The organism is Streptomyces sp. PU-14G (genome assembly GCF_041028275.1).
Taxonomy (GTDB): domain Bacteria; phylum Actinomycetota; class Actinomycetes; order Streptomycetales; family Streptomycetaceae; genus Streptomyces.
Genome location: NZ_JASKYT010000066.1, coordinates 1 through 24,726, shown reverse-complemented (window position 1 = coordinate 24,726; position 24,726 = coordinate 1). Strand labels below are relative to the sequence as shown.

At 71.6% G+C, this 24,726-nt stretch carries 18 protein-coding genes; 9 read left to right on the top strand and 9 right to left on the bottom strand.

Annotated elements, in window-relative coordinates; translation table 11 throughout:
- Positions 1 to 216: 216 nt before the first annotated feature.
- The gene (locus AB8Z75_RS11075) at positions 217 to 2,562 is read right to left on the bottom strand and encodes a helix-hairpin-helix domain-containing protein (protein ID WP_369201292.1); all 2,346 of its coding nucleotides are present in this window, start codon (positions 2,560 to 2,562) and stop codon (positions 217 to 219) included.
- On the bottom strand, positions 2,559 to 3,614 hold the full coding sequence (locus tag AB8Z75_RS11070) for an aldo/keto reductase (RefSeq protein ID WP_369201291.1): 1,056 nt from the start codon (positions 3,612 to 3,614) through the stop codon (positions 2,559 to 2,561). Before AB8Z75_RS11070 ends, AB8Z75_RS11075 begins: the two co-directional genes overlap by 4 nt.
- Before the next feature lie 85 nt (positions 3,615 to 3,699).
- Between AB8Z75_RS11070 and AB8Z75_RS11065 the strand changes: the two genes are divergently transcribed.
- Both AB8Z75_RS11065 and AB8Z75_RS11060 read left to right on the top strand, forming a co-directional pair.
- Positions 3,700 to 4,752 (top strand): LLM class F420-dependent oxidoreductase, encoded by a 1,053-nt coding sequence (locus tag AB8Z75_RS11065; protein WP_369201293.1) that lies wholly within the window; start codon positions 3,700 to 3,702, stop codon positions 4,750 to 4,752.
- Positions 4,753 to 5,210: 458 nt separating this feature from the next.
- Entirely contained in the window at positions 5,211 to 6,002 is a 792-nt protein-coding gene (locus tag AB8Z75_RS11060; RefSeq protein ID WP_369201290.1) for a ferritin-like domain-containing protein, read from the top strand.
- A gap of 3 nt (positions 6,003 to 6,005) precedes the next feature.
- Here the strand turns inward: AB8Z75_RS11060 and corA are convergent, their stop codons facing one another.
- Complete coding sequence (gene corA / locus AB8Z75_RS11055) at positions 6,006 to 6,998, bottom strand: magnesium/cobalt transporter CorA (protein WP_369201289.1); 993 nt, start codon at positions 6,996 to 6,998, stop codon at positions 6,006 to 6,008.
- A gap of 68 nt (positions 6,999 to 7,066) precedes the next feature.
- On the opposite strand from corA, the gene AB8Z75_RS11050 reads away from it, so the two are divergent.
- The 4 genes from AB8Z75_RS11050 to mshC all read left to right on the top strand — a co-directional run bounded on the left by AB8Z75_RS11050 (position 7,067) and on the right by mshC (position 10,775).
- Positions 7,067 to 7,771 carry a histidine phosphatase family protein gene (locus AB8Z75_RS11050; protein WP_369201288.1) on the top strand — a complete coding sequence of 235 codons (705 nt, stop codon included), beginning with the start codon at positions 7,067 to 7,069 and terminating at the stop codon, positions 7,769 to 7,771.
- A gap of 74 nt (positions 7,772 to 7,845) precedes the next feature.
- Entirely contained in the window at positions 7,846 to 8,436 is a 591-nt protein-coding gene (locus tag AB8Z75_RS11045; protein ID WP_114015799.1) for a DUF3090 domain-containing protein, read from the top strand.
- Complete coding sequence (locus tag AB8Z75_RS11040; protein WP_369201287.1) at positions 8,433 to 9,425, top strand: SCO1664 family protein; 993 nt, start codon at positions 8,433 to 8,435, stop codon at positions 9,423 to 9,425. The genes AB8Z75_RS11045 and AB8Z75_RS11040 overlap by 4 nt, the downstream gene beginning before the upstream one ends.
- Positions 9,426 to 9,545: 120 nt before the next feature.
- On the top strand, positions 9,546 to 10,775 hold the full coding sequence (gene mshC / locus AB8Z75_RS11035; protein WP_369201286.1) for a cysteine--1-D-myo-inosityl 2-amino-2-deoxy-alpha-D-glucopyranoside ligase: 1,230 nt from the start codon (positions 9,546 to 9,548) through the stop codon (positions 10,773 to 10,775).
- A gap of 140 nt (positions 10,776 to 10,915) precedes the next feature.
- Here the strand turns inward: mshC and AB8Z75_RS11030 are convergent, their stop codons facing one another.
- The 6 genes from AB8Z75_RS11030 to AB8Z75_RS11005 form a co-directional block, all read right to left on the bottom strand.
- Positions 10,916 to 11,896, bottom strand: a complete 981-nt coding sequence (locus tag AB8Z75_RS11030) for a PAC2 family protein (protein ID WP_369201285.1) — start codon at positions 11,894 to 11,896, stop codon at positions 10,916 to 10,918.
- 217 nt (positions 11,897 to 12,113) lie between these two features.
- Positions 12,114 to 12,785, bottom strand: a complete 672-nt coding sequence (locus AB8Z75_RS11025; RefSeq protein ID WP_369201284.1) for a FadR/GntR family transcriptional regulator — start codon at positions 12,783 to 12,785, stop codon at positions 12,114 to 12,116.
- Between the two features lie 246 nt (positions 12,786 to 13,031).
- Positions 13,032 to 14,636, bottom strand: coding sequence for an FAD-dependent oxidoreductase (locus AB8Z75_RS11020; protein ID WP_369201283.1), 1,605 nt, complete (start codon positions 14,634 to 14,636; stop codon positions 13,032 to 13,034).
- Between the two features lie 5 nt (positions 14,637 to 14,641).
- Positions 14,642 to 16,186, bottom strand: a complete 1,545-nt coding sequence (glpK, locus tag AB8Z75_RS11015) for a glycerol kinase GlpK (protein WP_369201282.1) — start codon at positions 16,184 to 16,186, stop codon at positions 14,642 to 14,644.
- Positions 16,187 to 16,271: 85 nt separating this feature from the next.
- On the bottom strand, positions 16,272 to 17,051 hold the full coding sequence (locus tag AB8Z75_RS11010; protein ID WP_369201281.1) for an MIP/aquaporin family protein: 780 nt from the start codon (positions 17,049 to 17,051) through the stop codon (positions 16,272 to 16,274).
- 300 nt (positions 17,052 to 17,351) lie between these two features.
- Entirely contained in the window at positions 17,352 to 18,116 is a 765-nt protein-coding gene (locus tag AB8Z75_RS11005) for an IclR family transcriptional regulator (protein ID WP_369201280.1), read from the bottom strand.
- A 219-nt stretch (positions 18,117 to 18,335) separates the two neighbouring features.
- Between AB8Z75_RS11005 and metH the strand changes: the two genes are divergently transcribed.
- The 3 genes from metH to AB8Z75_RS10990 all read left to right on the top strand — a co-directional run bounded on the left by metH (position 18,336) and on the right by AB8Z75_RS10990 (position 24,662).
- Complete coding sequence (gene metH / locus AB8Z75_RS11000) at positions 18,336 to 21,857, top strand: methionine synthase (protein WP_369201279.1); 3,522 nt, start codon at positions 18,336 to 18,338, stop codon at positions 21,855 to 21,857.
- A gap of 105 nt (positions 21,858 to 21,962) precedes the next feature.
- A complete protein-coding gene (locus tag AB8Z75_RS10995; RefSeq protein WP_369201277.1) occupies positions 21,963 to 22,664 on the top strand; it encodes an HAD family hydrolase in 702 nt (233 codons plus the stop codon).
- A gap of 405 nt (positions 22,665 to 23,069) precedes the next feature.
- The gene (locus tag AB8Z75_RS10990) at positions 23,070 to 24,662 is read left to right on the top strand and encodes an ABC transporter substrate-binding protein (protein ID WP_369201276.1); all 1,593 of its coding nucleotides are present in this window, start codon (positions 23,070 to 23,072) and stop codon (positions 24,660 to 24,662) included.
- The last annotated feature ends 64 nt before the right edge of the window (positions 24,663 to 24,726 follow it).

The window sequence follows — 24,726 nt, the reverse complement described above, 5'->3', positions numbered from 1 at the left end:
GGTCTCGGCTGGGCTGGTCCCGGCTGTGCCGGTCCCGGCTGCGCCGGTCTCGGCCCCCCCCCCCCCCCCCCCCCCCGGGCGGCCGGTACTGGATGACGGCGGCGGCCGTCCCGGTCGGGGCGGTGAACATCCACGCGTCCCCGTCACTGGCGCCCGGTGCCCGGTGCCCGGGCGCCCGGCGGCGCCCGGTGCCGGTGACTGGGACGCGGCGTGCGCTCAGTCCGTGCCCTCCCCGTCGGCTGTGCCGGTCTCGGCTGTGCTGGTCCCGGCTGTGCCGGTCCCGGCTGCGCCGGTCTCGGCTGTGCTCGTCTCCGCCGTGCCGGTCCGTGCCGCCTCGGCGGCGCGCGCGGACTCCGTGAGCAGGGCGCGCAGGCGCGTCACCCGTTCCGGGGCCGGGCCCGAGACGACGGCGCGGGGCAGGGCGTCACCGGCGCCGTGGACGACGGAGAGGTGCTGCTCGCCGCGGCCGAACGCGGTGTAGACCCACTCGCGGGAGAGCGCCCCCGTGGCGTCTCCTGGCAGCACCACGACGGCGGCAGGCCAGCGCAGGCCCGCTGCCTGGTGTGCCGTCATCGCCCAGCCGTGCCGCACGGTCTCCGGCACCCTGTCGGGCGGGACCGTGAGCGTGTGCCCGTGACAGGTGAGGTGGAGGCCTTCCTCGTCCGCGGAGGCCACCGTGCCGACCTCGGTACGGCCGGGTGCGGGGGAGTGGGCGACGCGGTCCCCGGGGTCGAAGCCGGCGAACCGGCCGGGACCCGGGTTGAGCCGTTCCTTGAGCGCGGCGTTCAGCGCGCGGGTGCCCGCGGAACCGCCGTGCCCCGGGGTGATCACCTGGGTCTCCTCCGCGGGCACTCCGATGGCCCTGGGCACCGAGTCGGCGACGAGTTGCACGGTGCGGTGGACGGCCTCGCCCGCGTCGTGCACGGGGACGATGACGACCTCCTTGCCGGGGGCCTCCACCTGCAGCAGCTCACCGACGCCGATGCCCGACACCAGCTCGCCGACCGGGCCCGGGTCCGGTGTACGTGAGGCGACATGCGGGCAGTACCGGGCCGCGGCCAGGTCGCGGAACACCTGCCCGGGGCCTGCCGCGCCGAGCACTCCCGGATCGCCGCTGAGCACCAGCCGCACTCCGTCCGGCAGGGATTCGAGCAGCGCCGCGGCCCCCTCGGCGTCGAGCTGCGGCGCGTCGCACACGGCCAGCAGGTCCACCGCGAGCATCCCTTCGGCGTCCCGTTCCGGTCCCTCGGTCCCGGCGAGGGTTCCGGCGACGGTGGCGCAGCCGGCGTCCGCCTCCGCACGGGCGCGGCTCTCCTCGCCCGCGCCGTCCGCCTGCGTGCCCGCGGTCGTGGTGCCGTCGGGCCCGGGGGGCGCCCCGATGGGTCCGTCGGGGCCAGTGACAGCCTCGACGAGCCGCGTCATGCGGGACCGTCCGTCATCCGTATGGGTGAGGGCCCAGGCGCGCAGCCCGAGCCGCCGTGCCGCGACGACGAGCGCGGCGATCTCCGCACGGGACGCCTCGCCCCCCGAGTGGGTGACCAGCCCGCTGTCTGCCGCGGCGGTGATGAGCTCTTTCGCCGACGGGGAAGGTGCCGCCTCGGCCGCAGCGGACCAGCTCTGCGCGGCGGACCCCGCCGCCGTGTCCGCCGGCGTCGCCGCGCCCGCCGATGCCGCCGTGTCCGCCGATGCCGCCGCGCCCGCCGATGCCGCCGTGTCCGCCGACACCCCCGTGCCCGCCGCCGCGTCCCTTGCCGGCGGCGCCGCTTCCCTCGCCTGCGGCGTCACCGCCGTCCCGAAGGTGCTCGCGATCCGGGCGAGGCCGTCGGCGAGGCTCTCCTCCGCCAGCGCGTAGCGGTCGAGACCGACGAGCACCCGGACGGGGCGCTCCTCCTCGCCGGCCTCGTCCTCCCCTCCCGGCCGGGAGCCCCCTTCGGCGGGCAGGGAGGGGCCGGCGTCCAGCGCGTCCTCGAAGACGAGCACCGCTCCCGCGTCCACGGCCTCACGGACCGCTTCCTGGGGGTCGGGCAGCGCGTGCCGGGCCAGGCCCTCGGCGAGGGCGGCCGGCTCCTGCACCGTGTCGCCTCGCAGCGCTGCGCGTTCCAGCAGCCGTACGACGAGCGCGACCGCCCGCCGCGCGTCTCCGGGGCCGGCCTCCTCACCGAGCAGGGCGCGGGCGAATCGGTCGGCCTGCTCGGGCTGCACCCCCGCGACCGCCAGGAGCTGCCACGGGTCGGCGCGCAGCACCTCGGCGGCGCCCTCCCCGAGGGTCTCGACCACGCACGGGGCCAGGGACTCGGGTGCGCCGCCTTCCGCCAGCAGGGCCCGCACCTCCTCAGGCACCACGACCTGGCCCTCCCCACGCGCAGGGCGGGGCGCGGCCGGGGCGCCGCGCCCCGCAGGAACGCCCCCGGCGCCCGCGCGGTCCTGTGCCCCGTCGGCCGTCGGCCTGCGGGCCGCGGAGGCGGGCTGCTTCCGCTCGGTGAAGAAGGAGTCGGCGGAGCGCTCGCCGCTCTCCACTGCGCGGACGGCGGCGAGGAGTTCGGCTGTCCGATCGTTGCTCACAGCTCGCTCCAGTCATGGTCGGGGTAGCGGTGCACGGGCGCCGAGACGTCGTCCAGCGCCGCGCGAATTTCTCCAGGAAGACTAAGACCCTCCACTGACAGCGCCTCCATGAGCTGCTGCGACGTCCGTGCGCCGACGATCGGTGCCGTCACGCCCGGCCGGTCGCGCACCCACGCCAGTGCCACCTGAAGCGGGGGCAGCGCGAGGCCGTCCGCCGCTGTCGCCACCGCGTCCACGATCCGTCCGGCGGTCTCGTCCAGGTACGGTTCGACGAACGGCGCGAGTCGCTCGGAGGCGCCGCGCGATCCCGGGGGCGGAGGTCCCGGCTGCCGGTACTTGGCGGTGAGCACCCCGCGGCCCAGCGGCGAGGAGGGCAGCAGTCCGATGCCGAGGTCGAGCGCAGCGGGCAGCACCTCGCGTTCGATTCCGCGCTGCAGCAGCGAGTACTCCATCTGGGTGCTGGCCAGCCGGTGCCGTATGCCCGGCGCGGCCAGTTGCCAGGTGCCGGCCTTGGCCAGCTGCCAGCCCGAGAAGTTCGACACTCCGGCGTAGCGGGCGCGCCCGCTGGCCACGGCGGTGTCCAGCGCCTGGAGCGTCTCCTCCAGCGGTGTGCACGGATCCCAGGCGTGCACCTGCCACAGGTCCACGTAGTCGGTGCCGAGCCGTTCCAGGGAGGCGTCGAGTGCGGCGAGGAGGTGGCCGCGCGAGCAGTCGAAGCGGCGGTCGGCTTCCGGGACGCCGCCGGCCTTGGTGGCGATGACCAGGTCGCGGCGCGGCACCAGGTCGTGCACCATCCGTCCCAGCAGGTACTCGGCCTCTCCGTCGCCGTACACGTCGGCGGTGTCCACGAGGGTGCCGCCCGCCTCCCAGAACGCCTTGAGCTGGTCGGCGGCGTTGCGTACGTGCTGTTCGTGGCTTGCGCCGGGCTCCTCGAGGCCGCCGCGCACCCCGCCGCCACCGGAGGGCCCGCCGCTGCCCCGCGCCCAGCTGAGGGTGCCGAGACCGATCCGGGATACGCGCAGGCCAGTGCGGCCGAGGTGCCTTAGCTCCATGGGCGTTGAGCGTAGTTGTGGCGGGCGTTAGAGTCCGTGGGGTACGGGACATTACTGATCAGTAGGGAGTTGGGTGCGGATGGGGATGCGACTGGGCATCAACCTCGGCTACTGGGGCGCCGGGATGGATGCCGACAACCTGGCCGTCGCCAAGGAGGCCGACCGACTCGGCTACGACGTGTGCTGGGCGGCCGAGGCGTACGGGTCGGACGCCGCGACCGTGCTCACCTGGGTGGCGGCCCAGACCGAGCGGATCGACGTCGCCTCCGGCATCTTCCAGATCCCGGCGCGGACCCCGGCCATGACCGCCATGACGGCCGCGACGCTCGACTCGCTCTCCGGCGGACGCTTCCGACTCGGCCTCGGTGTCTCCGGACCGCAGGTGTCGGAGGGCTGGTACGGGGTGAAGTTCGACAAGCCGCTCGCCCGCACCCGCGAGTACGTGGAGATCATCCGCAAGGCGATGTCCCGCGAACGGCTGACCCACGAGGGTGAGCACTGGACGCTTCCGCTGCCCGGCGGCCCCGGCAAGCCCATCAAGCTGACCGTCCACCCCGAGCGGGAGGAGATCCCGCTCTACATCGCCGCGATCGGGCCCAGGAACCTGGAGCAGACCGGCGAGATCGCGAACGGCGCGCTGCTGGTCTTCTTCTCCCCCGAGCACGCCGAGGAGACGACTCTCCAGCACCTGCGGGCGGGCCGCGAGAAGGCCGGCAAGAGCATGGACGGCTTCGACGTGTGCCCCACCGTCCCGATGGCCGTGGGCGACGACATCGACGCGCTGGCCGACCTCTTCCGCCCCTACACCGCGCTGTACGTGGGCGGCATGGGCAGCCGCAAGCAGAACTTCTACAACAAGCTCGCCCAGCGCATGGGCTACGCGAACGAGGCCGCCGAGATCCAGGACAAGTACCTGGCGGGAGACAAGGAGGGAGCCGCCGCCGCCGTCCCGCGCGACCTGATCGACTCCACCACGCTGATCGGCCCCGTGGAGCGCGTCGCCGAGCGGATGCGGGCCTACGCGGACGCCGGGGTGACGACACTGTCGCTGGCCCCCGCGGGGTTCTCGCTGGACGAGCGGCTGGCCTCTCTGCGGGCCGGCGTCGAGGCCCTGGAGCGGGCCGGGCTGGCCTCGTAGGGCTCCCGCACGCCGCACGGGCGGCCCCGCGAGGCGCTGCGGAGCGCCCTGCGTACGGCGCGGGGCACCGCTCCGGCCGTGCGGGCGATTCGGCCGTGCGGCGACCCGGCTGTGCGGCGACCCGGCCGTGCGGCGCTCCTGCCGCGCACGGCCCAGCCGCACGCGGCTCCTGCCGCGCACGGCCCAGCCGCACGCGGCTCCGGCTGCGCGGCGCTCCGGACGTGTTCGCGGCCGTGGTGGGGGCTCGGGGGTCATCCCCGCCACGGCCGTCAGGCAGCACAACGCCGCTCCGTTCGCGCGGTTACGCGGCGGAGGCGAGGTTACGCGCCGGGCCGAACGCGCCTGATGCGTTCGGCGCAGAACGGCTCAGCATCTGTTGCCCCGAGGCGTACGTGGCATTTGACTCGTTCCTTGCGGATGTCGTGCTTTGTGGGATCTCGCGCACGGAGGTGGCAGCGATGCTCTCGGCCAGGAGTCTGTTCACGGAAATCCTCGACAACGACGAGTCCTTCCGGCTCTTCTGTTCCATCGCCGCCAGCGGCGAGGCGCAGGGAGGATGGGAGAACGGCCGTATCGCCGCGCTCGTCCCCGAAACCCAGCGCCATCTCGCGCCGAAGGTCGCCCGGCACGGTGCGGACGAGGACAAGCACGGCCGGATCTTCATGGCGCTGCTGAGCAAGCGGGGGCTGGAGGCGGCGCCGATCCCCGACGACACCGACTACACGATGATCCTCGAAGGCCTGGGCATCGGCCTGGCCCACGAGAAGCTGCGCCGCGACGAGCCGCTGACCGAGCGGGACGTGCTCGCCTATCTCGCGCACAGCCGGGTCACCGAGCAGCGGGCCGCCGAGGAGATGGCCCTGTTGTCGAAGGTGGCGGGCGACCGGCCCGACCTCGGCCGCGCGGTCACCATGATCTCGCGGGACGAGGACAACCACCTCGCCTACTGCCACGAGGAACTGCTCCGTCTGGCCAGGTCCGGGCACGGCCGCACCATCCACGCGCTGCTGCGGGAGAGCGCCATGGCGGAGATCAAGGTCTACCGCGACGTCGGTCTCGCGGTGATGAGCCGCATGGCGCGCATCCTGGGCTGGTCACGCGCCAGGTACACGCTCATCGCGCTGGGCATCCACGGCCGGTACGCGTACGAGCGGCTGGGCGGCTGGCGGCGCATGGTCCGCCTGCGGATGCCCGAGCGGCGCGACGCGCTGGGTACGGGCCCGGCGGGCGCGGCCCCCGAGTTCGCGTGAGGCTCAGAACCAGTCCCTGCGCTTGAAGATCCGGAACAGCACCACGCAGATGGCCACCATCAGCAGGATCGTCGCCGGGTAGCCCCACACCCAGTGCAGCTCGGGCATGTGGTCGAAGTTCATGCCGTAGACCCCGGCGATGGCCGTCGGTACGGCGAACATCGCCGCCCAGGCCGAGATCTTGCGCATGTCGTCGTTCTGGCGCACGCCCATCTGCGCCAGGTACGCCGAGAGGATGTCCGTCAGCAGCCGGTCGATGGACTCCACCTGCTCGTTGACCCGCGAGAGGTGGTCGGCCACGTCGCGGAAGAACAGCCGCGAGTCCTTGTGCACGAACGGCAGCCCCGCGCCCGTCAACCGGGTGACCGGGTCGGTCAGCGGCACGGTGGCCCTGCGGAACTCCAGGGCGCGGCGTTTGAAGTCGTAGATCCGGCCGGCCGTGACCGCGCCGAGCCGCGCCTCCTTGGCGAAGACGGCGGCCTCCAGCTCGTCCAGATCCTCGTGGAGCGCGGCGGCGACGTCGAGATAGTGGTCGACGATGGTGTCGCTGACCGCGTACATCACCGCTGTGGGGCCGTGCCGCAGGACCTCGGGCTCCTCCTCCAGGCGCCTGCGGACCGAACCGAGCGGGTTCGCCTCGCCGTGCCGGACGGTCAGCACGAAGGAGTCGCCCACGAACACCATCAGCTCACCCGTGCTCAGGGAGCCTGCCTCGCCGTCGTACCCGACCGGTTTGAGCACCAGGAACAGCGAGTCCGCGTAGACCTCCAGCTTCGGCCGCTGGTGGGCGTGCAGGGAGTCCTCCACCGCCAGCGGATGCAGCCCGAAGTCGCGGGTGATCCGGCCGAACTCGTCCTCGGTCGGCTCGTACAGGCCGACCCACAAGAACGCGTCGTCGAGGGAGCGGGCCTGGTGCAGCGCGGCCGAGAAGTCCTCCGGCTGCTCGGACCTGTGCCCGTGCCGGTAGAGCGCGCAATCGACGATCACCTCTCGCATTGTCCCGGGCCCAGGCCGCCCCACAACCGGGGCAGCCGCATCCGGGTGCGCTCGCTTAGGGTTGCGGCATGCCCACGCTCATCCTCGTACGTCACGGCAGGTCGACGGCGAACACCGAGGGACTGCTGGCCGGTCGCACGCCCGGGGTCGCCCTGGACGAGCACGGCCAGCGGCAGGCCTCCGGGCTGGTGCGCCGGCTCGCCGAGCTGCCCCTGGCCGCCGCCGTCAGCAGCCCGCTGCGCCGCTGTCAGGACACCCTCGCCCCACTGGCCGAAGCCCGCCCCGAGATGCCGCTGCACACCGAGGAGCGCCTCAACGAGTGCGACTACGGTCAGTGGTCGGGGCGCAAGCTCGCCGAGCTGAACGACGAGCCCCTCATGGCCACCGTGCAGCGCCATCCCTCGGCCGCCGCCTTCCCCGGCGGCGAGTCGATGCGCGCCATGCAGCACCGCGCGGTGGAGGCCGTACGCGACTGGAACGCCCGCATCGAGGCGGAACACGGGGCGAACGCCGTCTACCTGATGTGTTCGCACGGTGATGTCATCAAGTCGATCGTCGCCGACGCGCTCGGCATGCACCTCGACCTGTTCCAGCGCATATCGGTCGGCCCCTGTTCGGCCACGGCCCTCACCTATACGCCGCTGCGCCCCTTCCTGCTGCGGCTGGGCGACACGGGGGAACTCGGCTCCCTCGCGCCGCCGGTCCCAACCGAGGAGGAAAGCGACCCGGAGGAGGGAGCGCAGGGCAACGCGACGGTGGGGGGCAGCGCCTGAGCACGATGATCGGTACGCACAGTAGGGTGCGGTTGTCCGAAGCCACTCAAGCTGTCGATCCAACGGAGCAGAACGTGTCCCGTCAGGTGTTTCTGTACGACCCGCCGGACCGGTTCGTCGCCGGTACCGTCGGGCTGCCTGGCCGCCGCACCTTCTTCCTCCAGGCCAGCGGGCAAGGTCGCACCACCAGCGTGGCCCTGGAGAAGGCACAGGTCGAAGCGCTCGCCGAGCGGATCGACGAGCTGCTGGACGAGGTGGTGCGGCGCTCCGGCGGCAGCGCCCCCGTCCCCGCCGTGGCGCCTTCCGAGGTCGACGACACCGCGCCGCTGGTCTCCCCCGTGGAGGAGGAGTTCCGGGTCGGCACCATGGCGCTGGCCTGGGACGGCGAGGGCGAGCGCATGGTCGTGGAGGCGCAGGCCGTCGTCGAGCTGGAGCCCGGTGAGGACGAGGACCTCGCGGACGCCGAGGAGCGGCTGCTGCAGGACGACGAGAACGGCCCGCCGATGCTCCGGGTGCGGATCAGCGGGACCATGGCGCGGGCCTTCGCCAAGCGCGCCATGGAGGTCGTCAACGCGGGCCGCCCGCCGTGCCCCCTGTGCAGCCTGCCGCTCGATCCCGAAGGACACGTATGTCCGCGCCAGAACGGATACCGCCGGAGCGAATGAGCGGCACAGCATCCCGGAGCGTGGCGCAACCGGCCGCCGAGGCCACCCGGCGGCTGATCGCGCAGGGCACGCTCACCGTGCACGGACAGATCACCGAGGCGTCGAACGCCGTGCTGTTCGGCACGGTCGAGCACGAGGGGGTCGTCGTCCCCTGCGTCTACAAGCCGGTCGCCGGAGAGCGCCCGCTGTGGGACTTCCCCGACGGCAGTCTCGCGCAGCGCGAGGTGGCCGCCTACGAGGTCTCGCGCGCCACGGGATGGGACCTGATACCCGCGACGGTGCTGCGCGACGGCCCCTACGGGACGGGCATGTGCCAGGCGTGGGTGGGTGAACCGCCCGACGCGCGGGAGGACGGCCCCGCGAGGGGCGCGGGAGAGCGCGACGGGGAGGACGGCTCAGCGGGGGACAGCGCAGAGGAGGAACGCGCAGAGGGGGACAGCGCGGAGGAGAAGCGCGCAGAGGGGGACAGCGCGGAGGAGACCGGCGCCGAGGACGAGGAAGGCCCCGCGCCGCTGCTCGCCCTGGTGGACGAGCAGGAGCCGGGGGAGGGCTGGAAGGCCGTCGGCTTCGCGGACGTCGGCGGCGGCAGGACAGCGCTGCTCGTACACGCCGACGACCCCGCACTGCGGCGGCTCGCCGTCCTGGACGCGGTGATCAACAACGGCGACCGCAAGGGGGGCCATCTGCTGCCCCGTCCCGACGGCACCCTCTACGCCATCGACCACGGAGTCACCTTCCACGTCGACGACAAGCTGCGCACCCTCCTGTGGGGGTGGGCAGGCGAGAAGCTGACCGGAGAGGCGCTCGAAGCGCTGCGCACCCTCTCCGGCCGGCTCGCCGCAGGCGCTCCGCTGGCGACACGGCTGGCCGAGCTGCTGACGGACGCCGAGGTGGAGGCCGTCCGCAAGCGGGTCGAGGCGCTGCTCAGCTCGGGAACCCATCCGCTGCCGAGCGGCGACTGGCCCGCCATCCCCTGGCCCCCGGTCTGAGCACGAGGCGCTGTCTGCGGGCCGCTGCCGGTGGCCGCCCGGCAGCGGATGGGCCGCCCGGCGCCCGAACGGCGTGCATCCGGCCGGATACGGAACACCAGTCCGGGTTAGGCTCAGGGCATGCATGCCTGGCCCGCTACCGAGGTCCCCGTCCTGCCTGGCCAGGGCCGCGACCTCGACATCCACGACACCGCGACCGGTGGTCGGGTGGCTCTCGCCCCCGGTCCTGTCGCCCGTCTCTACGTGTGTGGCATCACGCCTTATGACGCCACGCACCTGGGGCACGCGGCGACCTACAACGCGTTCGACCTCGTACAGCGCGTGTGGCTCGACACCAAGCGGCAGGTTCACTACATACAGAACGTCACCGACATCGACGATCCACTCCTGGAGCGGGCCGTCGCCACGGGCACCGACTGGACGGCCCTGGCCGAGCGCGAAACGGCACTCTTCCGCGAGGACATGACGGCGCTGCGGATGCTGCCGCCGAAGCACTACGTCGGCGCCGTGGAAGCCATCCCGAAGATCGTTCCGCTGGTCGAGCGGCTGCGCGAGGTGGGCGCCGCCTACGAACTGGAGGGGGACGTCTACTTCTCCGTCGAGTCCGACGCCCACTTCGGCGAGGTCTCCCGCTACGACGCGGAGACGATGCGGCTGCTGTCCGCCGAGCGCGGCGGCGACCCCGAGCGGCCCGGCAAGAAGAACCCGCTCGACCCGATGCTGTGGGTGGCGGCCCGCGAGGGGGAGCCCCACTGGGACGGCGGTTCCCTCGGCCCCGGGCGCCCCGGCTGGCACATCGAGTGCGTGGCCATCGCCCTGGAACACCTGGGCATGTCCTTCGACGTGCAGGGCGGCGGGTCCGACCTGGCCTTCCCGCACCACGAGATGGGTGCCTCGCACGCGCAGGCCCTCACGGGGGAGTACCCCTTCGCCCGCACGTACGTGCACGCGGGGATGGTCGGTCTGGACGGCGAGAAGATGTCCAAGTCCAAGGGCAACCTCGTCTTCGTCTCGCAGCTGAGGCGGGACGGCGTCGATCCGGCCGCCATCCGGCTCGCCCTGCTGGCCCACCACTACCGTGCCGACTGGGAGTACACGCAGACGGTTCTGGACGAGGCGAAGGAGCGTCTCGCGCGCTGGCGCGCCGCGGTCTCGCGCCCCGACGGACCGCCCGCCGAGGACATGCTGGAGAGCGTGCGGGTCGCCCTCGCGGACGACCTCGACAGCCCCGCCGCGCTGGCCGCGGTGGACGCCTGGGCCGAGGAGCAGGCCACCCGTGGCGGCACGGACGAGGGCGCCCCGGGGCTCGTCTCCCGGACGGTGGACGCCCTGCTGGGTGTGGCGCTGTAGACGTCCCGTTTCGCCCGGCGGCCCGGCGGTGCCACTGAACACGGCGCCGCCGGGCCGCCGCGTAGGGAGGCGGGGGCGGAGCCGCAGGGCGTGCGTGCCGCGCGGCCGTGAGAGCTTACGGCCACGCGCCGTAGGGCGGGCTACTCGTCGCCGTCCTCGTCGGTGTCGCCTGGCCTGGGCGGTTCACCGCCGGGCTTGGGCGGCGGGGGCTGCGCCCCGGAGTCCCTGCGGTAGGGGGCCGTGCCCGGCCCGGTCCCGCCGTCGGGGGTGCCGTCGCGCCGACGCAGGTAGCGCTCGAACTCCTTCGCGATGGCCTCGCCCGAGGCCTCCGGCAGCTCGGCGGTGTCCCGCGCCTCCTCCAGGGACTGGACGTACTCGGCGACCTCGCTGTCCTCGGCGGCGAGCTGGTCGACGCCCAGCTGCCAGGCGCGCGCGTCCTCCGCGAGCTCTCCCATCGGGATGCGCACACCCAGCATGTCCTCGAGGCGGTTGAGGAGGGCGAGCGTCGCCTTCGGGTTGGGCGGCTGGGAGACGTAGTGCGGCACGGCGGCCCACAGGCTGGCGGCGGGAACGCCCGCATGGGTGCAGGCCTCCTGGAGGATGCCGACGATGCCCGCCGGGCCCTCGTACCGCGACTCCTCCAGGTTCATGGTGCGGGCCAGGTCGGGGTCGGAGGTGACGGCGGTGACCGGGACGGGCCGGGTGTGCGGGGTGTCGCCGAGCAGCGCCCCCATCACGAGGACGAGTTCGACACCCAGTTCGTGGGCGAAGCCGAGGATCTCGTTGCAGAAGGAGCGCCACCGCATGCTGGGCTCGATGCCTCGCACCAGGACCAGGTCGCGGCGTTTGCCCTTGCCGTCGGCGTCCTCGACGCGGATCACGGACAGGCGCGTGGTGGGCCAGGTGACCTTGCGGACGCCGCCGTCCATGAAGACCTGCGGCCGGTTGACCTGGAAGTCGTAGTAGTCCTCCGCGTCGAGGGCGGCGAAGACCTCCCCCTTCCACTCCCGCTCCAGGTGTGCCACCGCCGTGGAGGCGGCGTCCCCCGCGTCGTTCCATCCCTCGAACGCGGCCACCATGACTGGGTCGACCAGCTCTGGAACCCCCTCCAGCTCGATCACCCAGCGCCTCCTTAGCCTGCTTTCGCCTGTGCGGCGTGCCGTTCCGTCTGCCCCGCGCCGGCCGCTGCTCCCGCTGCCGCCGACGCGCTTCGTGCGGGCCCCAGCCTACGGCGTGACAGTGCCCGAGCCGCAGCCCCCGCACGACGCCCGTGACCGCCGCGCATCCCGGGTGGGCACGCTTGTCCGAGACGTACGTCGGATCTGTGGGCGGCCGGGGTCAGAGGGTCGAGCGCAGCCACTGCTCCACGCTGGCGATGTGCACCGTCGCCCAGGAGCGCGCGGCCTCCGCGTCGCGGGCGCGCAGCGCGGCGAGGATCTGCCGGTGCTCGTGCAGGGTGCGGCTGACGGCGTCCTGCTGGGTGAGCCCCCGCCACACCCTGGCGCGGGTCGTCGGCCCCGACAGGCCGTCCAGCAGCGAGCACAGCACGGTGTTGCCGCAGGACGCCACGATGCGCCGGTGGAACTCCAGGTCGGCTGCGACCAGTTCCTCCACGGAGGGCTCCGTGCCCAGGGCGTCCAGCTGGCCCTCCAGTGCGTCCAACTCCTCCTCGGCGATCCGCTGCCCGGCCATCGCCGTGGCGGCGGGCTCCAGGATGCGGCGTACGGCGAGGAACTCCAGCACGGTGTCGTCGCGGTGGAAGTCGACGACGAAGCTCATCGCCTCCAGCAGCAGTTTCGGATCGAGACTGGTCACGTAGGTGCCGTCGCCCTGGCGCACGTCCAGGACCCTGATGAGGGCCAGGGCGCGGACCGCCTCGCGCAGGGAGTTGCGCGACAGGCCCAGCTCGGTGGCCAGCTCGCTCTCCTTGGGCAGCCGGTCACCGGGGCCCAGCGCGCCCGAGACGATCATCCCCTTGATCTTCTCGATCGCCTCGTCGGTAACCGCCACGCTGCCTCCCATAGACATCGGATGTCTGCTCGTCGATTATGAACCGTCCGTCGCACGCCGCCCCCGCAGGCCGTCCGCCCAGTCTTTCGCCGTCGCCGCGGAACCGACATACCGGGCGACGGAGCGCCGCACGCCACCGGCCCCGGCCCTGGCCCCGGTGTTCATCCCAGGGACAGTGCCACGAGCGCCCCCTCGACAGGGTGTCGAGGGGGCGCTCGTTACGAAACTGCCGAACTGGTGTGCTGCTCAGCGCTGCTGGAGCAGCTCCCCGATCCGGCCGCGGACCTCGTCGCTGTCCAGACCGCGGATCGTCAGCGTGGTGCGGCGGCGCGCCACGTCGTCCACCGTCTCGGCCCACTCGTGGTCGCGGGCGTAGACGACCTGGGCCCAGATCTCCGGCCCGTCCGGGTGGATGCGCTCGCCGAGCGCGGGGTCCTCGTTGACCAGGCGGGCGATGTCGAAGGAGAGCGAACCGTAATGGGTGGCCAGCTGGCGTGCGGTCAGCGGGTCCATCCGTACGCCGGGCTCGCGGTCGACCAGCAGCCGGTGCGCCACCGCGTTGGGGTTGGCGATGCCGGGCAGCGGGGTACGCCGCACCAGGTCCTTCACCGGCACGCTATCGTCGGCGATGCCTCCGCCAGGCAGCTTCTCCAGCTTGTCCATCACCGTGCGGCCGATGTGCCGGTAGGTCGTCCACTTGCCGCCCGCGACCGACAGCATGCCGCCGCGGCCCTCGGTGACCACCGTCTCGCGCTTGGCGGACTCCACGCCACCGGGGCCGCCGGGCAGCACCCGCAGCCCGGCGAACGCGTACGTCATCGCGTCGCGGTCGAGGTCGGCGTCCCGCACCGAGAAGGCGGCCTCGTCCAGGATCTGCTGGATGTCGGACTCGGTCGCGGCGACGTCGGCCGGGTCGCCGGTGTACTCCTCGTCCGTGGTGCCCAGCAGTAGCTGGTCCTCCCACGGCAGCGCGAAGGTGATGCGGTACTTGTCGATCGGGGTGGCCATCGCGGCGCGCCACGGCGACTTGCGCTTGAGCACCAGGTGGGCACCCTTGGACAGCCTGATGGAGGGCGCCGCACCGCTGTCCTCCATCGTCCGCAGGTGGTCCACCCACGGTCCCGTCGCGTTCAGCACCAGGCGGGCGTTGACGCCGAACTCGCTACCGTCCGTGCGGTCCTTGAGCTCCGCGCCGGTGACCCGGCCGCCGGTGAAGCGCAGCCCGGTGACCTCCGCGTGGTTGAGCACCACGGCACCCGACTCGACCGCGGCGCGTACCGTCATCACGGCCATCCGCGAGTCGTTCATCTGGTGGTCGCCGTAGACCGCGACGGCCTTGAGGTTGTCGGTACGCAGCGCCGGGTTGTCGGCCGCGGCCTTCGCCGGGGAGATGACACGGCCCACGCCGTCGCCGAACGCGGACAGCGCCGAGTAGGCGAAGACGCCCGCGCCCAGCTTCGCCGCGCCGTGCGGACCGCCCTTGTAGACGGGCAGGTAGAAGGTGAGCGGGTTGACCAGGTGCGGGGCCACGTCCTTGGCCAGCACCCGGCGCTCGTGGTGGTTCTCCGCGACGAGCTTGACCGCGCCGGTCTGCAGGTAGCGCAGGCCGCCGTGGACCAGCTTCGAGGACGCGGACGAGGTGGCGCCGGCGAAGTCACCGGCGTCCACCATCGCGACCCGCAGCCCCGACTGCGCGGCGTGCCAGGCGACCGAGGTCCCCAGGATGCCGCCGCCTATGACCAGCAGGTCGTACGTCGCGTTCGCGAGCAGCCCTCTGGTCTCTGCGCGGCCAGGATTGCTGCCGGCAGTCGGGTGCGTCCCGAGGGTGGGGACGCTCTGCAGGGTGTTCATTGCTCTCAGTTCTCCTCTTCGATCCAGCCCATGGTCCGCTCGACGGCCTTGAGCCAGTTCTTGTACTCCCGCTCGCGCGTGTCCGCGTCCATGCGGGGGGTCCATTCCGCGGCGCGCTTCCAGTTGGCCCGCAGCTCCTCGGTGTCCGACCAGAAGCCGACGGCCAGACCGGCCGCGTACGCCGCGCCGAGACAGGTCGTCTCGGCCACCATCGGACGGACGACCGGGGCGTCCAGCACGTCCGAGATGGTCTGCATCAGAAGGTTGTTCGCGGTCATGCCGCCGTCGACCTTGAGCGAGGACAGCTCCACCTCGGAGTCCTTCTGCATCGCGTCGACGATCTCCCGCGTCTGCCAGGCCGTGGCCTCCAGCACCGCGCGGGCCAGGTGCGCCTTGGTGACGTAGCGGGTCAGGCCCGCTATGACACCGCGCGCGTCCGAGCGCCAGTACGGGGCGAACAGCCCGGAGAAGGCCGGGACGAAGTAGGCGCCGCCGTTGTCCTCCACGGAGCTGGCCAGCGTCTCGATCTCCGCGGCGCTGTTGATCAGTCCCATCTGGTCGCGCATCCACTGCACCAGCGATCCGGTGACCGCGATGGAGCCCTCCAGCGCGAAGACCGGCTCCTGGTCGCCGATGCGGTAGCCGACCGTGGTGAGCAGCCCGTTGTAGGAGTTGACCGGCTGGTGCCCGGTGTTCATCAGCAGGAAGGTGCCGGTGCCGTAGGTGGACTTCGCCTCGCCCTGGTCGAAGCAGGTCTGGCCGAACAGCGCCGCCTGCTGGTCGCCGAGCGCGGAGGCCACGGGCAGCCCGGCCAGGTCACCGGTCGCCTCGCCGTACACCTCGGCAGAGGAGCGGATCTCGGGCAGCAGCGCCATCGGGATGCCGAGGGAGGCGCAGATCTTCTCGTCCCAGCTCATGGTGTGCAGGTTCATCAGCATGGTGCGGGACGCGTTGGTGACGTCCGTGACGTGCCTGCCGCCGTTGGGGCCGCCGGTCAGGTTCCAGATGACCCACGAGTCCATGGTGCCGAAGAGGATCTCGCCCTTCTCGGCGCGCTCGCGCAGCCCGTCCACGTTGTCGAGCAGCCAGCGGATCTTCGGGCCCGCGAAGTACGAGGCCAGCGGCAGCCCGGTCTCGCGGCGGAAGCGGTCCTGGCCGACGTTGCGGCCCAACTCCTTGCAGAGCGCGTCGGTGCGGGTGTCCTGCCAGACGATGGCGTTGTGCACCGGCTTGCCGGTGGCCTTCTCCCACAGCAGGGTCGTCTCGCGCTGGTTGGTGATGCCCAGCGCCAGCACGTCCTGCTTGGTGATCCCCGCCTTCTCCATCGCGCCGCTCACGACCTGCTGGACGTTGGTCCAGATCTCGGCCGCGTCGTGCTCGACCCAGCCCGGCTTGGGCAGGATCTGCTCGTGCTCCTTCTGGTCGACCGCGACGATCCGGCCGTCCTTGTCGAAGACGATGCAGCGGCTGGAGGTGGTGCCCTGGTCGATGGCCGCGATGAAGGGGCCGCCGCCGTGTGCGGAGGCGTGGGTCTCGTGGGTGTCGCTCATGGTGTGTGTGCTCCGATACGTCGTTGAGTCGGTCTGCCGGCCGGGGTGGCGGCCCGCCGCCTGGCGGGGCCCCACGGGCGAGGGATCATCCCCACGCGAGGTTGTAGATGCCCGCGGCGATCGCGGCGCCGACCAGCGGCCCCACCACCGGGACCCAGGCGTAGCTCCAGTCGCTGCCGCCCTTGTTGGGCAGCGGCAGCACCGCGTGGATGATCCGGGGACCGAGGTCGCGGACCGGGTTGATCGCGTAACCCGTCGGGCCACCGAGCGAGAGACCGATACCGACGACGACCAGCGCGGTGATCAGGGCGCCCATCCGCCCGAGGCCGACACTGCCGTCGGCGTCCTTGACCAGGCCCTGCGTGAGGATCGCGATGATCAGCACGAAGGTGGCGATGACCTCGGTGAGGAAGTTCAGCAGCGGCTTGCGCACCTCGGGGGAGGTGAAGAAGACGCCGTGCACGGGGCCGGGGTTCGGGGGCTTCGTCTTGCCCGTGTCGGTCTCCGCCGGCTTGAGCTCGCGGAGAGTGACCTGGAACTGGCTGTAGTAGGCCAGCCAGACGAGAACCGCGCCGATCATGGCGCCGAGCAGCTCGCTGCCCATGTAGACGGGCACGTCGCCCCAGGGGGTGTCGCCCTTGATGGCGAGGGCCAGGGTCACCGCCGGGTTCAGATGGGCACCCGAGGACTGCGCCACGTAGGCGCCCGTGAGCACCGCGAAGCCCCAGCCGAAGGCGACAGCCACCCAGCCGGCCTCGAACGCCTTGGAGCGCTTCAGGTTGACGGCGGCGCACACGCCGCCACCGAGGAGGACCAGCAGCATCGTGCCGAGGACCTCGCTCGTGAAGATGTCGGAGCTGGACACCCGCGGACTCCTTTGTCCTTTTGTCTTTGGGGGCACCCCCGGCCGGAGGCTGGGGGAGGATAAGCGGGTCGGGTCGGTAAGCCGGTCGTTTCCCGTCCGGTGTTCGACAATGTCGACCGCTGAACGGCAACTCTTCTCCTCTATGGAGATCACGTCAAGGGGCTGTGACGGATCACTCCCGGGTGCCCATCGTGCGGGCCCGCGCCCCGTCCGGCACGTCGGAGCGGGCCACCGGAGCGCCCGGGCCCCGGCACGCGCCGACGGACGCCGCGCTCCTGGGCCCCGGGCGGGTGCGAGCCCTCAGAAGCGCCGCGCGCCCAGATCACGCGAGACCGCCCGTGCCGTGTCGCGAACGGCAGCGACCAGCAGCGGACGCAGGTCCTCACCCTCGCAGACCCGCTCCACGGCCCCTGTGATGCCCACCGCGCCCACCGGCATCCCGCGCCGGTCGTGGATGGGGGCCGCCACCGAGGCGAGACCGTCCCAGGTCTCCTCCACGTCACACGCCCAGCCGCGCGCCCGGGTCAGCTCCAGCGCTCCCTCCAGACCGGCCTCGCCCGTCACCGTCCGCTCCGTGAACGCCTGCCGCTCCCCGTCCAGCGCCTCGCTCAGCGCCACCGGGTCGTAGGCCGACAGCACCTTGCCCAGCGCCGTGCTGTGCAGCGGCTGCATGGCGCCCACCTCCAGCACCTGGCGGCTGTCGTCCGGGCGGAAGACGTGGTGCACGATCAGCACCCCCTGCTGGTGCAGGACGCCCAGGTAGACGCTCTCGCCGCTGGAGCGGGCCAGGTCGTCCGTCCACACCAGGGCGCGTGCCCGCAGCTCGTGGACGTCCAGATAGCTGTTGCCCAGGCGCAGCAGCTCGGCGCCCAGCTGGTAGCGCCCCGTGGCCGCGTCCTGCTCGATGAAGCCCTCCTGCTGGAGAGTGCGGATCAGGCCGTGCGCGGTTCCCTTGGCGAGGTCGAGTGCGGTGGCGATCTCGGAGAGACCGAGCCGCCGCTCACCGCCCGCCAGCAGCCGCAGCACGGCTGCCGCCCGCTCCAGCGACTGGATGGTCCGGGCCATCGGTCCTCCCTGACCTGCCGTTCCGTCATTCGACAATGCCGAACGGTATCGCTTCATGCCGACGCGTCGGTAGTCGGGATCGAGCCGCGCTCTGGCGGGGGAGTGTCCGATGGTCGGAATGTCGACCTGCGCTCTTGCGTCCGCCCGCTACGCTGACCGGGTGCGCTGCCTCACCGGCGCGCAAAGCCGACAGCCGTCGCAACCCAGGGAGCCTCTTCCATGGTCTCGTCGCCGAGCAGCACGTCCGCATCCTCGAACCCCACCCGGGCCGACGCCCTCCGCCAGGCACTGGCCTCGCGCGTGGTCGTCGCCGACGGAGCGATGGGGACGATGATCCAGGCGCAGGACCCGACGCTGGAGGATTTCGAGCAGCTCGAGGGCTGCAACGAGATCCTGAACGTGACCCGTCCCGACATCATCCGATCGGTCCACGAGGAGTACTTCGCCGCCGGCGTGGACTGCGTGGAGACCAACACCTTCGGCGCCAACCACGCGGCGCTGGGTGAGTACGACATCACCGACCGTATCTTCGAGCTCTCCGAGAAGGGCGTGGCGATCGCCCGCGAGGTCGCCGAGGAGTTCGAGTCGTCCGACGGCCGGATGCGCTGGGTGCTGGGCTCCATGGGCCCCGGCACCAAGCTGCCCACCCTCGGACACGCCCCGTACGCCACCCTCAGGGACGCCTACCAGTGCAACGCCGAGGGCATGATCGCCGGCGGGGCCGACGCGCTGCTGGTGGAGACGACCCAGGACCTGCTGCAGACCAAGGCCTCGGTCATCGGCGCCCGCCGGGCCATGGAGGCCACCGGCGCGAGCCTGCCCCTGCTGTGCTCGGTCACCGTCGAGACGACCGGCACCATGCTGCTCGGCTCCGAGATCGGCGCGGCCCTCACGGCGCTGGAGCCGCTGGGCATCGACATGATCGGCCTGAACTGCGCCACGGGCCCGGCCGAGATGAGCGAGCACCTGCGCCACCTGGCCCAGCACGCCCGCGTCCCGCTCTCCTGCATGCCGAACGCCGGTCTGCCGGTGCTGGGCAAGGACGGCGCCAGCTATCCCCTCACCCCCGAGGAGCTGGCGGACGCGCACGACACCTTCGTCCGCGACTACGGGCTCTCCCTGGTCGGCGGGTGCTGCGGTACGACACCCGAACACCTGCGCCAGCTCGTGGAGCGGGTCCGGGGCATGGAGCAGACCGCGCGCGAGCCGCGCCCCGAGCCGTCGGCGGCCTCCCTCTACCAGGCGGTGCCCTTCCGCCAGGACACCTCGTACCTGGCCATCGGCGAGCGCACCAACGCCAACGGCTCCAAGAAGTTCCGCACGGCCATGCTGGACGGCCGCTGGGACGACTGCGTGGAGATCGCCCGCGAGCAGATCCGCGAGGGCGCCCACATGCTCGACCTGTGCGTCGACTACGTCGGCCGCGACGGCGTCGCCGACATGACGGAGCTGGCCGGACGGCTGGCCACCGCCTCCACGCTGCCGATCGTGCTGGACTCGACCGAGATCGCCGTCATCCAGGCAGGCCTGGAGAAGCTGGGCGGCCGTGCCGTCATCAACTCCGTCAACTACGAGGACGGCGCAGGCCCCGACTCCCGGTTCGCCAAGGTCACCAAGCTGGCCGCCGAGCACGGCGCCGCCCTCATCGCGCTGACCATCGACGAGGAGGGCCAGGCCCGCACGGCCGAGCACAAGGTCGCCATCGCCGAACGCCTCATCGAGGACCTCACGGCCAACTACGGCATCCGCGAGTCGGACATCCTCATCGACACCCTGACCTTCACCATCTGCACGGGCCAGGAGGAGTCCCGCAAGGACGGCGTCAACACCATCGAGGCCATCAGGCAGCTCAAGCGCAAGCACCCCGACGTGCAGACGGTGCTGGGCCTGTCGAACATCTCCTTCGGCCTCAACCCGGCCGCGCGCATCGTGCTCAACTCCGTCTTCCTCGACGAGTGCGTCAAGGCGGGGCTGGACTCCGCGATCGTGCACGCCAGCAAGATCCTGCCGATCGCCCGCTTCGACGACGAGCAGGTCGAGGTGGCCCGCGACCTGGTCTACGACCGGCGCAGCGAGGGCTACGACCCGCTCCAGAAGCTCATGCAGCTGTTCGAGGGCGCCACCGCGAAGTCGATGAAGGCGGGCAAGGCCGAGGAGCTGGCGGCCCTGCCACTGGAGGAGCGCCTCCAGCGCCGGATCATCGACGGCGAGCGCAACGGCCTGGAGGCCGACCTGGACGCCGCACTGGAGGAGCGTCCGGCGCTCGAGATCGTCAACGACACGCTGCTGGCCGGGATGAAGGTCGTCGGTGAGCTGTTCGGCTCGGGCCAGATGCAGCTGCCCTTCGTGCTCCAGTCGGCCGAGGTGATGAAGGCGGCCGTCGCCCACCTCGAACCGCACATGGAGAAGTCCGAGGACTCCGAGGGCAAGGGCACGATCGTGCTGGCCACGGTCCGCGGCGACGTCCACGACATCGGCAAGAACCTGGTGGACATCATCCTGTCCAACAACGGCTACCAGGTCGTCAACCTCGGCATCAAGCAGCCGGTGGGCGCCATCCTGGACGCCGCGGCCGAGCACAGGGCCGACGTGATCGGCATGTCGGGCCTGCTGGTGAAATCCACGGTGATCATGAAGGAGAACCTGGAGGAGCTCAACCAGCGCAAGATGGCCGACGACTTCCCCGTCATTCTCGGCGGCGCGGCCCTCACCCGTGCCTACGTCGAACAGGACCTGCACGAGATCTACGAGGGCGAGGTCCGCTACGCCAAGGACGCCTTCGAGGGGCTGAGCCTCATGGACGCCCTGATGGACGTCAAGCGCGGCGTGCCCGGCGCCAAGCTGCCCGAGCTCAAGCAGCGCCGGGTGGCCAAGCGCACCATCGACATCCCCGAGCCCGAGGAGAACGACGGCTCCATCCGGTCCGACGTGGCGGTGGACACGCCCGTGCCCACCCCGCCGTTCTGGGGCACCCGCGTCATCAAGGGCATCGGCCAGCACGACTACGCGTCCTGGATCGACGAAGGGGCGCTCTTCAAGGGCCAGTGGGGGCTCAAGGAGTCCCGCAAGGGCGACGGGCCCTCCTACGAGGAGCTGGTGGAGGCCGAGGGCAGGCCGCGGCTGCGCGGCTGGCTGGAGCGGCTGCAGACGGAGAACCTGCTGGAGGCGGCCGTCGTCTACGGCTACTTCCCCTGTCACTCCAAGGGCGACGATCTGATCCTGCTCGACGAGCAGGGCAACGAGCGCACCCGCTTCACCTTCCCCCGCCAGCGGCGCGGGCGCCGGCTGTGCCTGGCGGACTTCTTCCGGCCCGAGGACTCGGGCGAGACGGACGTGGTGGGTCTCCAGGTCGTCACCGTCGGCTCCCGGATCGGCGAGAAGACCGCCGAGCTGTTCGCGGACAACGCCTACCGCGACTACCTGGAGCTGCACGGCCTCTCGGTCCAGCTCGCCGAGGCACTGGCCGAGTACTGGCACGCGCGGGTCCGCGGCGAGCTCGGCTACGCGGGCGAGGACCCGAACGAGATGCAGGGCATGTTCGACCTGAAGTACCGGGGAGCGCGCTTCTCCCTGGGCTACGGTGCCTGCCCCAACCTGGAGGACCGGGCCAAGATCGCGGAGCTGCTGCGGCCCGAGCGGATCGGCGTCGAGCTCTCCGAGGAGTTCCAGCTCCACCCCGAACAGTCGACCGACGCCATCGTGCTGCACCACCCCGAGGCCAAGTACTTCAACGCGCGCTGAAGGCGCACGTCGTAGACTGATCGGTCCGGTACAGGCCGGTCGTCCCCTTCCACCGGGTTGGGAAGGAGGCGGCCGGCCTTGTCGTCCCTTTGGAGGTGTTCGCGGATGACCGGTACATCCCCCGCCGTCACCACCCTTACGGGTGAAGAACCCGCGCTGCAGGCCGTGCTGCTGGACATGGACGGCACGCTCGTCGCCACCGAGGACTTCTGGTGGGACGCGGAGGTGGAGGTCTTCGCCGAGCTGGGCCACCAGCTGCGGGACGAGTGGCGGCAGATCGTGGTCGGCGGCCCGATGTCGCGCAGCGCCGGGTTCCTCATCGAGGCCACGGCCGCGGACATCGCCCTGGACGAGCTCAGCGTGCTGCTGAACGCCAAGTTCACCGAGCGCCTCGACAAGGGCGTCGAACTGATGCCCGGGGCGCGCAGACTGCTGGCCGAGCTGGCGGCGCACCGGATCCCCGCCGCCCTGGTCTCGGCCTCCCACCGCTCCGTGGTGGACCGCATGCTCACCTGGATCGGCCGGGAGAACTTCGCCCTCACCGTCGCGGGGGACGAGCTGGTGCGCACGAAGCCCCACCCGGACCCCTATCTGATCGCGGCGCGCCGGCTGGGTGCCGATCCGGCACGGTGTGCCGTGGTCGAGGACACCGCCACCGGCGTCGCCGCGGGGGAGGCCGCGGGGTGCCAGGTCGTGGCCGTCCCCTCCGTCGCGCCCATCGAGCCCAAGTCGGGGCGCACCGTCGTGAGTTCGCTCGAAGAAGTCGATCTCGAATTGCTGCGTTCTCTGATCATGGTCGCTCGCTGAACGCCCGGCATTTCACCGGATCGGCATTGGCGGGTACTCGGAAACACCCCCGCGGGCGGGTGGGCCGGCGGATTCCGTAAGGCGTTGGAGAAGGGCGAATTCCGGTGTCCGGTGCCCGGATTGGTCCAGTGACGTTCGTCACGTTCGACCCCCTCGACAAGGGGCGCGGCGTGTGGTGCCCGTGTGACGGGTGGGGAAATTGTCCTTCCCTTGTGTCCGTATTGATGGAGCGAAGCTCCATACGTTCCCGCGTCCGGATAGCGGACAGGAAGCTCGTGGTTCCTGTCCGTGAAAGCTCCCTGATGGCCAGGGCTTCAGGGGCTACCCGAGCGGACGATTAATGTCGGAGCACCGGCCATTCCACCCCCTGCAACAAACCCCGGCCGGGCGAGGAGATCGTCGACGATGAACCGTAAAACTGTGGTGCTGCCCGTGCTCGTCGGGCTTCTCGCACCCACTCTCGCCGCATGCGGGTCGGAAGAGGGCGGGAGCGCGGACGGCGAACCCATCGTCGTCGGGACGACGGACCACTTCGCGGTCAGCAAGGACGCGCCGGCCCCGTTCGACCCCGCAGCCGCGTACGACGTCGCCGCCTGGAGCGTCATGCGCAACACCTTCCAGACGCTGCTGCGCCTGCCCCGCACCGGCACCTCGCCCGAGATGGACGCCGCGTCCCAGTGCGGCTTCACCGACGCGCAGAACGAGCAGTACCGCTGCACGGTGCGCAAGGGCCTGACGTTCTCCAATGGGAACGAACTCGACGCCAAGGACGTCGCCTTCTCCCTCCAGCGCCTCCAGCGCATCAACCACAAGGGCGGGCCCGCCGTACTCTTCAGCAACCTCGACCGCGTCGAGGCGCGAGGCAAGCGCGAGGTCGTCTTCCACCTGAAGAACCCCGACGCCACCTTCCCGTACAAGCTGACCACCCCCGCGGCCGCCATCGTCGACAGCCAGACCTACCCGGCCGACTCCCTCGTCCGCGGCTCCGAACTGACCGGCTCTGGCCCCTACGCGCTCGACCACATCAACGCCAAGTCCGCCGTGCTCACCAAGAACCCGCACTACAACGGCGACCTGGAGATGAACAACAACAAGATCGAACTGCGCTTCTTCGACACCTCGCGGTCCATGGAGAAGGCCCTCAAGGCCGACAAGATCGACGTCATGGGCCGCACGATCTCCCCCGACCAGGTCAACCGGCTCGAAGGCGCCCGGAACAAGGGCATCGAGCTGGTCGAGCAGCCCGGCCAGGAAATCCGCTATCTCGCCTTCGACACCGACGACGACACCGCAGGCAAGAAGGCCGTCCGCCAGGCCATGGCCCAGCTCGTCGACCGCAAGGAAATCACGCGCGACGCCTACGACCGCAGCGCCGAGGCCCTCTACAGCCTCGTGCCCGCCGGGCTGACCGCGCACCGCAACTCGTTCTTCAGCAAGTACGGGGAGCCCAGCAAAAAGAAGGCCGAGCGCATCCTGCGCCGCGCCGGCATCCACGAGCCTGTCGAGCTGACCCTCAACTACACCACCGACCACTACGGCGACGCCACCGCCAAGGAGTTCGCCGCCCTCAAGAAGCAGCTCAACGACAGCGGCCTCTTCAAGGTGAAGACCAAGGGCGTCGAGTGGAGCACGTTCCGCCCGGCGGCGACCAGCGGCAAGTACCAGGTGTGGGGCTACGGCTGGTACCCGGACTTCCCCGACGCCGACAACTTCATCGCGCCCTTCTTCGAGAAGGACAACTTCCTCGGCTCCCCCTACACCAACCGCACCATCCGCGACAAGATCGTCCCGCAGACCCGCCGGCAGACCGAACGCACCTCGACCACCGAGGCCTTCGGACGCGCGCAGGACATCGTCGCCGAGGACGTGCCCGTCCTGCCGCTGTGGCAGGGCAAGCAGTACCTGGCGGCGGGCGACGACATCACCGGCGTCGAGTGGGCCCTCAGCTCCTCCTCCGTGCTCCAGCTCTGGGAACTGGGCCGCGGCCAGGAGGGCTGACCCCGCGCCCACGCACCTCAGCTCGTACCCACCCGAGCCCGGCCCCGTGGGCTCGACTCCGGCC

Bases quoted from the DNA above. Each gene is read 5' to 3' on its own strand.
- corA (WP_369201289.1), bottom strand. From the start codon at position 6,998: ATGCGAGAGGTGATCGTCGATTGCGCGCTCTACCGGCACGGGCACAGG.
- AB8Z75_RS11070 (WP_369201291.1), bottom strand. From the start codon at position 3,614: ATGGAGCTAAGGCACCTCGGCCGCACTGGCCTGCGCGTATCCCGGATC.
- glpK (WP_369201282.1), bottom strand. From the start codon at position 16,186: ATGAGCGACACCCACGAGACCCACGCCTCCGCACACGGCGGCGGCCCC.
- AB8Z75_RS11065 (WP_369201293.1), top strand. From the start codon at position 3,700: ATGCGACTGGGCATCAACCTCGGCTACTGGGGCGCCGGGATGGATGCC.
- AB8Z75_RS11050 (WP_369201288.1), top strand. From the start codon at position 7,067: ATGCCCACGCTCATCCTCGTACGTCACGGCAGGTCGACGGCGAACACC.
- AB8Z75_RS11060 (WP_369201290.1), top strand. From the start codon at position 5,211: ATGCTCTCGGCCAGGAGTCTGTTCACGGAAATCCTCGACAACGACGAG.
- metH (WP_369201279.1), top strand. From the start codon at position 18,336: ATGGTCTCGTCGCCGAGCAGCACGTCCGCATCCTCGAACCCCACCCGG.
- AB8Z75_RS11020 (WP_369201283.1), bottom strand. From the start codon at position 14,636: ATGAACACCCTGCAGAGCGTCCCCACCCTCGGGACGCACCCGACTGCC.
- AB8Z75_RS11040 (WP_369201287.1), top strand. From the start codon at position 8,433: ATGAGCGGCACAGCATCCCGGAGCGTGGCGCAACCGGCCGCCGAGGCC.
- mshC (WP_369201286.1), top strand. From the start codon at position 9,546: ATGCATGCCTGGCCCGCTACCGAGGTCCCCGTCCTGCCTGGCCAGGGC.
- AB8Z75_RS10990 (WP_369201276.1), top strand. From the start codon at position 23,070: ATGAACCGTAAAACTGTGGTGCTGCCCGTGCTCGTCGGGCTTCTCGCA.
- AB8Z75_RS11005 (WP_369201280.1), bottom strand. From the start codon at position 18,116: ATGGCCCGGACCATCCAGTCGCTGGAGCGGGCGGCAGCCGTGCTGCGG.
- AB8Z75_RS10995 (WP_369201277.1), top strand. From the start codon at position 21,963: ATGACCGGTACATCCCCCGCCGTCACCACCCTTACGGGTGAAGAACCC.